Genomic DNA, 6867 nt, shown 5'->3' with positions numbered 1-6867 from the left:
CAAAAATCCCTTTAAATCATACAAAAATTAAACAAAAAACCACTGTACCTGACGAATACAGCGGTTATTTTGAACATCCAGCTTCCCGCGGACAGTACAAGCTTTCTGGCCTTTCCACGGCAAAAAGACACGGCGGCGCAAATCCTTGGCAACTTCACGACCGTGACCAAAAGGAGCAATCATTTCGGGAAAAAAGATATGTGGACCTGAGCGCCAGTCTGTGTGGATAAGCTCTCTTTCTCCCGAAAGAAGCTCATCTCGATTCTGCTCAGATAAAAAAGCCCAATTACAAAAGGCGATTGGGTGCCCGTGTTCATCTTCGTAATAGCAAAACTGATTCAACTCAAATGAAGGCAAGATACGCTGTTGCCACTCGGACACCAGGTATCTCCGATGCAGAGGAGAATGCTGACTCAGCAGCATTACTCCTCCAATCATTGCTTGAATTTCTGCGTTATTCAGTTTCACTGGTTGATGTATAATCGCCATCCGCTAATCAACCATGAGATCTTATTTTGTATTTTTAGATAGGCGTTTTTTAGCGTTAGCAGGTTCTTCCGCTATAGATTCCGATGCAATTTGCTCTTCAGCCACTTGTGGCGCAGGTAAAAACCCGGCTGCAACCAATTTGTCAAATTCAGCCGCCATTCGTGGATCTTCCAACATATTTTTAACCATCGAAACCATATACATAAATCCCGATGCTGGCATATGGATAACTTGCTTTAATTCAAGTTCATTATCATTTTCTGCCATTATCCCATTCGCCATACGATTAGGTTCTTGACCAACGAAATAAAGAGAAAAAATCCCTTTATTATAATTAACACTAGAGATGGTTTGTACGAATTTTTCAGACATATTTTTATTTACCAAAAATAAACAATTTATTAATGAAGTTATACAATGTTTACAACAAAAAAGACATTTGATTCACGGGTATCTTGAATTTTTATATCTATAAATACATTAAGAGTAAAAAAACCAATGAAATAATATAGAGAAAAAACTCAAAATCAACATTTACACCCAAAAAGTCCTTTTACCCCACATATATAGTCCCATTTACCCACATCGATAATGACAATAAATATAAGATAATAAGCAACACTTAAATGCTACACAAAATTAATATAACCATTTGTTTTAATTCATATTTTGTGGATTTTAAAGATATTTTTTCATGAATAAAATTGAGAAATTGACCATAGCATCATTAAAATTAATATTGATGATATATAATAGAAAAGAAAACATCACTGACATTGATAAATTAAAAAAATCTAATTGTTATTATTCATCTATAAGTAATATAGAGGAAAAATTTAATTTATCGATTTCAAGTAAAAATTCCGTAGGCAAAAAGCACCATAATATACTTCTACCCGCAATCTTGTTTGATAATAATGGCCTACCCTTTGTTTTAGCCAAATCGAATAAAGAAAGCTCACTAATACAGAGGGTTGATAAAGAAAATCCTGAAATATGGTCCGAAGAAAGGCTGATAAAAGAGTGGAATGGAAAATGGATTAAAATAAAACAGAAACAAGCTAAATTTAACATCCGTTGGTTTATTCCAGAATTTCTGGCACAAAAGAAAAATCTATGTGAGATACTGTTATTTTCCTTTGTGTTACAGATTCTTGCGCTAATTTCTCCCTTGGTTATTCAAGTGGTAATGGATAAGGTCTTAATCCATCAAGCGCTATCAACACTTGATGTATTAGTCTTTGGCTTAATCATCGCCGGCATCATCGAGGTGATTTTGCGTGGATTACGAGAATACCAATACGCTCACACCGCAAACCGCATTGATATCAAACTGGGATTAAAACTAGTCCGGCATCTGTTCGGGCTACCTTTACTCTTTTTTAAATCCCGCCAAGTGGGCGCTATTGTTACTCGGGTGCGTGAACTGGATACCGTTAGAGAGTTCCTGACCGGCTCAATGTTCACCTTATCTGTCGATGTTCTATTTATGTTTATTTTCATCTACGTGATGAGCCTGTTATCCGGCCTACTAACTTGGGTTTTTCTCGCAACCTTCCCTTTTTATGCCATTTTGGCATGGTGGGTAACGCCTCGTATGGAAAAAGCGGTTGAACAACAATTCACCCATGCAGCAATAAATACCTCTTTTCTGACTGAAACGGTTTCTGGTGCTGAAACCCTGAAAAGTCTGGCGGTAGAGCCCAAATTCGTTCGCCGTTGGGATAGCCAGACTGAGAAGATGGTCAATACTAGTTATGCAGTACAGCAACTGGGTAATCGCTCAAACCATATTGTTATGCTACTGCAAAAAGTTACCAGTGCGGCAATTCTCTGGTTAGGCGCATCAGAGGTTTTATCACTGCAAATGACCATCGGTCAGTTGATCGCCTTCAATATGATGGTAAATCACACGGCCCAACCATTAGCCAGATTAGTGGAACTATGGGGACAATTTATCAGAACACGGGTGGCCGTCGATAAGTTAGGAGATATGTTAAACCTGCCAACCGAGCATCAATCCGGCCAGCAGCAAATCACACTGCAAGGAGCAGTCTCATTTAACCATGTTGTTTTTCGCTATCAACCCGATATTCCACCAACGATTAAAGGATTGACGCTCGATATCAGAGCCGGAGAAACCATTGGTATTATCGGTGCCTCTGGTTCCGGAAAAAGTACATTGGCTCGTTTATTACTCCGCCTTTATACCCCAGAAATAGGCGCAATTACCTTAGATGGAATCCCATTACAAAATATAAATATTGAAACACTCAGACAGCAAGTCGGTGTGGTTTTACAAGAAAATTTCTTATTTAACAAAACGGCATATGAAAATATTGCCCAGTCAAAACCTGACGCCGACCTGGAAACCGTGATTAAAGCAGCTAAGCTGGCGGGTGCTCATGAATTTATTCTCAAGCTGCCGATGGGATATGACACAACTATCGCAGAAGGCGGACAATCTTTATCCGGCGGTCAACGTCAGCGGCTGGCTATTGCCCGCACTCTCCTGACTAACCCCAAAATTCTCATTCTTGATGAAGCAACCAGTGCGCTTGATGATGAATCACAATCACTCATTCAATCCAATATGGCAGAAATTGCCCAAGGCAGAACGGTTATCACAATCGCACACCGCCTTTCAACTGTACGTCATTGTGATCGCATCATTGTTCTTAAACAGGGGGAAATTCTCGAACAAGGCTCCCATGAACAGCTACTTAACCACGGTAGACAGTACCGGAAGCTCTGGCAGTTACAACAAGAATTAAAACAGGAGATGCCTTGTCATGATTAAAGCTTTTAAGAATAAAATTAAAACCTGGTTGCGCCCTTGCCCACGGCACTATGACTTTTTACCGACACATTTAGCGTTGTCACAACGACCACCGTCGCCTTTTGCCCGCTACACTGCAATAATGCTCAGTATCGGCATTATCATAGCCTTGCTCTGGGCCTATCTGGGTAAGTTGGATGTTCAGGCAACCGCAACCGGTCGCCTAATTGTCTCTGGCCGTTCTCAGATAATTCAGGCATACGAACAGAGCAGAGTAACCGCTATCCATGTTCAGAATGGGCAGCAGGTAAAGAAAGACGCCCCACTTCTGACACTCAATACACTCGGTGTTAACGAGGATATCATCCGGTTATTAAAGCAGATCGAATATCAAGCCCACGAAAAAATTCGTTATCAGGCTTTGACAAAAGAGCAGGAACCGACAGAACAGGAACTGTTTCAGGCGTTGCCGGCATCTCAACAAACACAAGTTGCTGACAACTATTCCCGGGAGAAAAGAGAATACGAAGCTGTTGTAACAAATCTGAAAGCAGAGATGAACGTCAATCTCTCTTCTCAACAATCACGAAAAAGCGATATCAATGCGCTCACTAAGCTCCGGCAAAATATCAGCCAGCGTTTAAAAGCACGTCAAACCTTAAGTCAAAAACAAGTGATCAGTAAAGTTGAATATCTTGAACAGGAAAAAGAATTTCTGGAAACAGAACGCCTGATTGCCCAACAAAATGCGGAGCTTCATGTTCTGCAATCGCAATATATTAGCCTGGAAGAACGCTTAAACAGCCTGAAAACACAAAAAGAGCGCGAATGGTTTGATAAAAGAAAACAGGCCGAAGTTCAATTGGTCGTTTTAGAGCAAGAGCTGGCAAAAGCTCAGGTACGGGAGCAACTTGAAGTCATTCGCTCCCCCGTTACAGGAACAGTTCAACAACTCAGCGTCCATACATTAGGCGCGGTACTGCAACCAGCACAAAACTTAATGGTGATCGTCCCTGATGACAATGTGCAGTTGGCGGAAGTGCAAATTTTAAACAAAGACGCCGGGTTTGTTTATCCAGGCCAACTAGTCACCGTTAAGGTAGATGCTTTCCCTTATACACGTTACGGCACGATTGACGGCGAACTGCTGAGTATATCCAGAGATTCAACCACCGATGAACGGTTAGGATTGGTCTTTCCCGCTCAAGTGAGCCTTAAAAGTAATAGCATTGCCATAGACGATACCCAGGTTGAAATTACCCCAGGTATGTCAATCGTCGCTGAAATCAAAACCGACCAACGCCGCGTTATCGATTATCTCTTGAGCCCTATCAGAGAGTATCAATCCGAAGCATTGAGGGAGAAATAATCGTGAACCTATTACCTTCTTCTGCCACTGATTCCAGTAACTACACTCATAATCAGGCGCTAAATTGCATCGTCTATGTGGGGAAACAATTTCATAAGTCAGCTACTGTTGATCAACTTCAGCACAGCCTGGGTTTTGACTCCTTATATCTGAGTGATTTACAGCTGCGTGAAGCCGCCAACACTATTGGGCTACACAGTAAAATTGAGCAATTAACTGTCAACACAGGGCCAACATTACCCTTACCGGCATTGATTGAGCTGGAACAACAATGGTGGGTACTCATTAAAATCGAGAATGACAATGTTACCATTCTCGATCCTGTGACTGAACAAACGCAATCGCTTTCCTTATCTACATCTACGGGTAATAAAGAGAATGTATATAAGATTCTTTTAATCGCAGATCAGGAATTAACTAAAAAGCATGTCAAATTCGGCTTGAGCTGGTTTTATCCCTCCATTTTCCGGCAGAAAAATCAGATAAGAGATCTGTTGTTGTTTGCCATAGTTCTCCAGTTATTTGCCCTGACCAGTCCGATCTTATTTGAAAACATCATCGATAAGGTATTAGTAGGACGAAGTTTATCTAGCCTGCATGTATTAGGTATAGCCATGCTAGCTATCGCCCTTGCCGAACCCTTGTATAGCTTTATGCGCAACACCGTGTTTGGGCACATGGCAAGCCAGATAAATTCTGAGCTCTCCGGCCGACTGTATCGTCATCTGGCAGGATTGCCGCTGCAATATTTTAAGCAACGGCAAACAGGGCAGATCATTGCCAGAGTCAGAGAGATGTCTCAAATCCGCCAGTTTCTGACAGGTTCTACCCTGATGCTGTTGCTGGATTTAATTTTCGTCATCATGTTTATTGGCATCATGTTTTATTACGCCTGGATACTAACCTGGATTGTTATTGGCTCACTTTTTGTTTACTTCGTATTCTGGGTAATCGCCGGGCCGGTTATTCGCCGCAAAGTAGAAGCAGAATATGAAACCGATGCAAATGCAACAAGCTTTCTGACTGAAGCCGTCACTGGGATTGAAACCATCAAAACCACCGCGACTGAAAACCGTTTCTTACATCAGTGGCAACGTATTCTCAGCCAACAGTTGACTAAAAGCTTCGCGGCACAGAAAAGCGGTTTAATCGCAGGACAGGGAATCGATTTTGTCCAGAAATTTACCGCCGCGATCCTCCTATGGTGGGGGGTGACAGAAGTCTTACGCGGTGAACTGACTCCGGGGCAACTTATCGCCTTCAATATGCTGGCCGGACATGTCACGCAACCTATCCTCCGGCTCGCACAGGTTTGGCAGGATTTTCAGCATACGTTAATCGCCTTGAAACGTGTGGGGGATATTCTCGATGAGCCAATGGAAAACAGTAAACAGGGATTAGCTTCTGTACCTGAGCTGGAAGGCCAAATTGAATTCAAAAATATTCGCTTCCGCTACCATGACGACACGCCAGAAGTTCTGGCGAACCTGTCATTATTGATAAAATCGGGTCAATTTATTGGTATAACTGGACCGTCCGGTTCAGGTAAAAGTACTCTCACCCGTTTGCTACAAAGGTTGTACATACCTCAACATGGACAAGTTTTGATTGATGGCATGGATTTGGCTATTGCTGATCCCGTCTCTTTACGCCGCAATATGAGTGTTGTGCTCCAGGAAAGTATCCTGTTTTCTGGCAGTATCACCGATAACATTCGGCTGTGTAAGCCCAACGCAACAGATGCAGAAGTCTATCGTGCCGCTGAGTTAGCGGGGGCCATTGAATTTATTCAATCCTTCCCTCACGGTTTTGCGCATCCAGTTGGGGAAAAAGGAGTCAATCTTTCAGGTGGTCAAAGACAGAGAATCGCATTAGCAAGAGCGCTCCTGGTCAACCCAACTATTCTGATCCTTGATGAAGCCACCTCAGCATTGGACTATGAATCCGAAGCGGCAATCATGGCAAATATGGACGAAATATGCCGTAACAGAACAGTGATCAGCATTGCTCATAGGCTCAATACAATTCGCCACGCGGATAAAATCTGTGTGTTAGATCAGGGACAAATTATCGAATTTGGCTCGCATGACCAATTGCTCCAGCAAGGCGGCTTATACGCGCATCTGTGGCATCAACAAGTTGGCGAAAATTAAATGACAATTCAGCCAACTCTAAACAAAGACGGAATAAGTTTTGGCTGAAATTATTTTTTATTTTACTTATTTGTTCA

At 42.1% G+C, this 6867-nt stretch carries 5 protein-coding genes; 3 read left to right on the top strand and 2 right to left on the bottom strand.

The annotated features are described in order from the left end of the window. Positions 1-27 precede the first annotated feature (27 nt). On the bottom strand, positions 28-489 hold the full coding sequence (gene rtxC, locus ACGF49_RS01190; protein ID WP_113040946.1) for an RTX toxin-activating lysine-acyltransferase RtxC: 462 nt from the start codon (positions 487-489) through the stop codon (positions 28-30). 21 nt (positions 490-510) lie between these two features. Further along, a complete protein-coding gene (locus tag ACGF49_RS01185) occupies positions 511-861 on the bottom strand; it encodes a peptide chain release factor 1 (RefSeq protein ID WP_113040945.1) in 351 nt (116 codons plus the stop codon). Between the two features lie 322 nt (positions 862-1183). On the opposite strand from ACGF49_RS01185, the gene ACGF49_RS01180 reads away from it, so the two are divergent. Genes ACGF49_RS01180 through ACGF49_RS01170 form a run of 3 tightly spaced genes read left to right on the top strand, consistent with a single transcriptional unit; the run spans position 1184 to position 6790 of the window. Beyond that, entirely contained in the window at positions 1184-3289 is a 2106-nt protein-coding gene (locus ACGF49_RS01180) for a peptidase domain-containing ABC transporter (RefSeq protein WP_113040944.1), read from the top strand. Beyond that, positions 3282-4637: an HlyD family type I secretion periplasmic adaptor subunit gene (locus ACGF49_RS01175; protein WP_262978237.1), complete on the top strand. Its 1356-nt coding sequence runs from the start codon at positions 3282-3284 to the stop codon at positions 4635-4637. Before ACGF49_RS01180 ends, ACGF49_RS01175 begins: the two co-directional genes overlap by 8 nt. 2 nt (positions 4638-4639) lie before the next feature. Continuing rightward, positions 4640-6790 (top strand): type I secretion system permease/ATPase, encoded by a 2151-nt coding sequence (locus tag ACGF49_RS01170; RefSeq protein WP_387488954.1) that lies wholly within the window; start codon positions 4640-4642, stop codon positions 6788-6790. Positions 6791-6867: the final 77 nt, after the last annotated feature.

This window comes from Photorhabdus sp. RM96S, assembly GCF_042879335.1.
Classification (GTDB): domain Bacteria; phylum Pseudomonadota; class Gammaproteobacteria; order Enterobacterales; family Enterobacteriaceae; genus Photorhabdus; species Photorhabdus kayaii.
The sequence above is the reverse complement of the archived record's forward strand: the minus strand, read 5'-3'. Positions and strand labels throughout refer to the sequence as shown.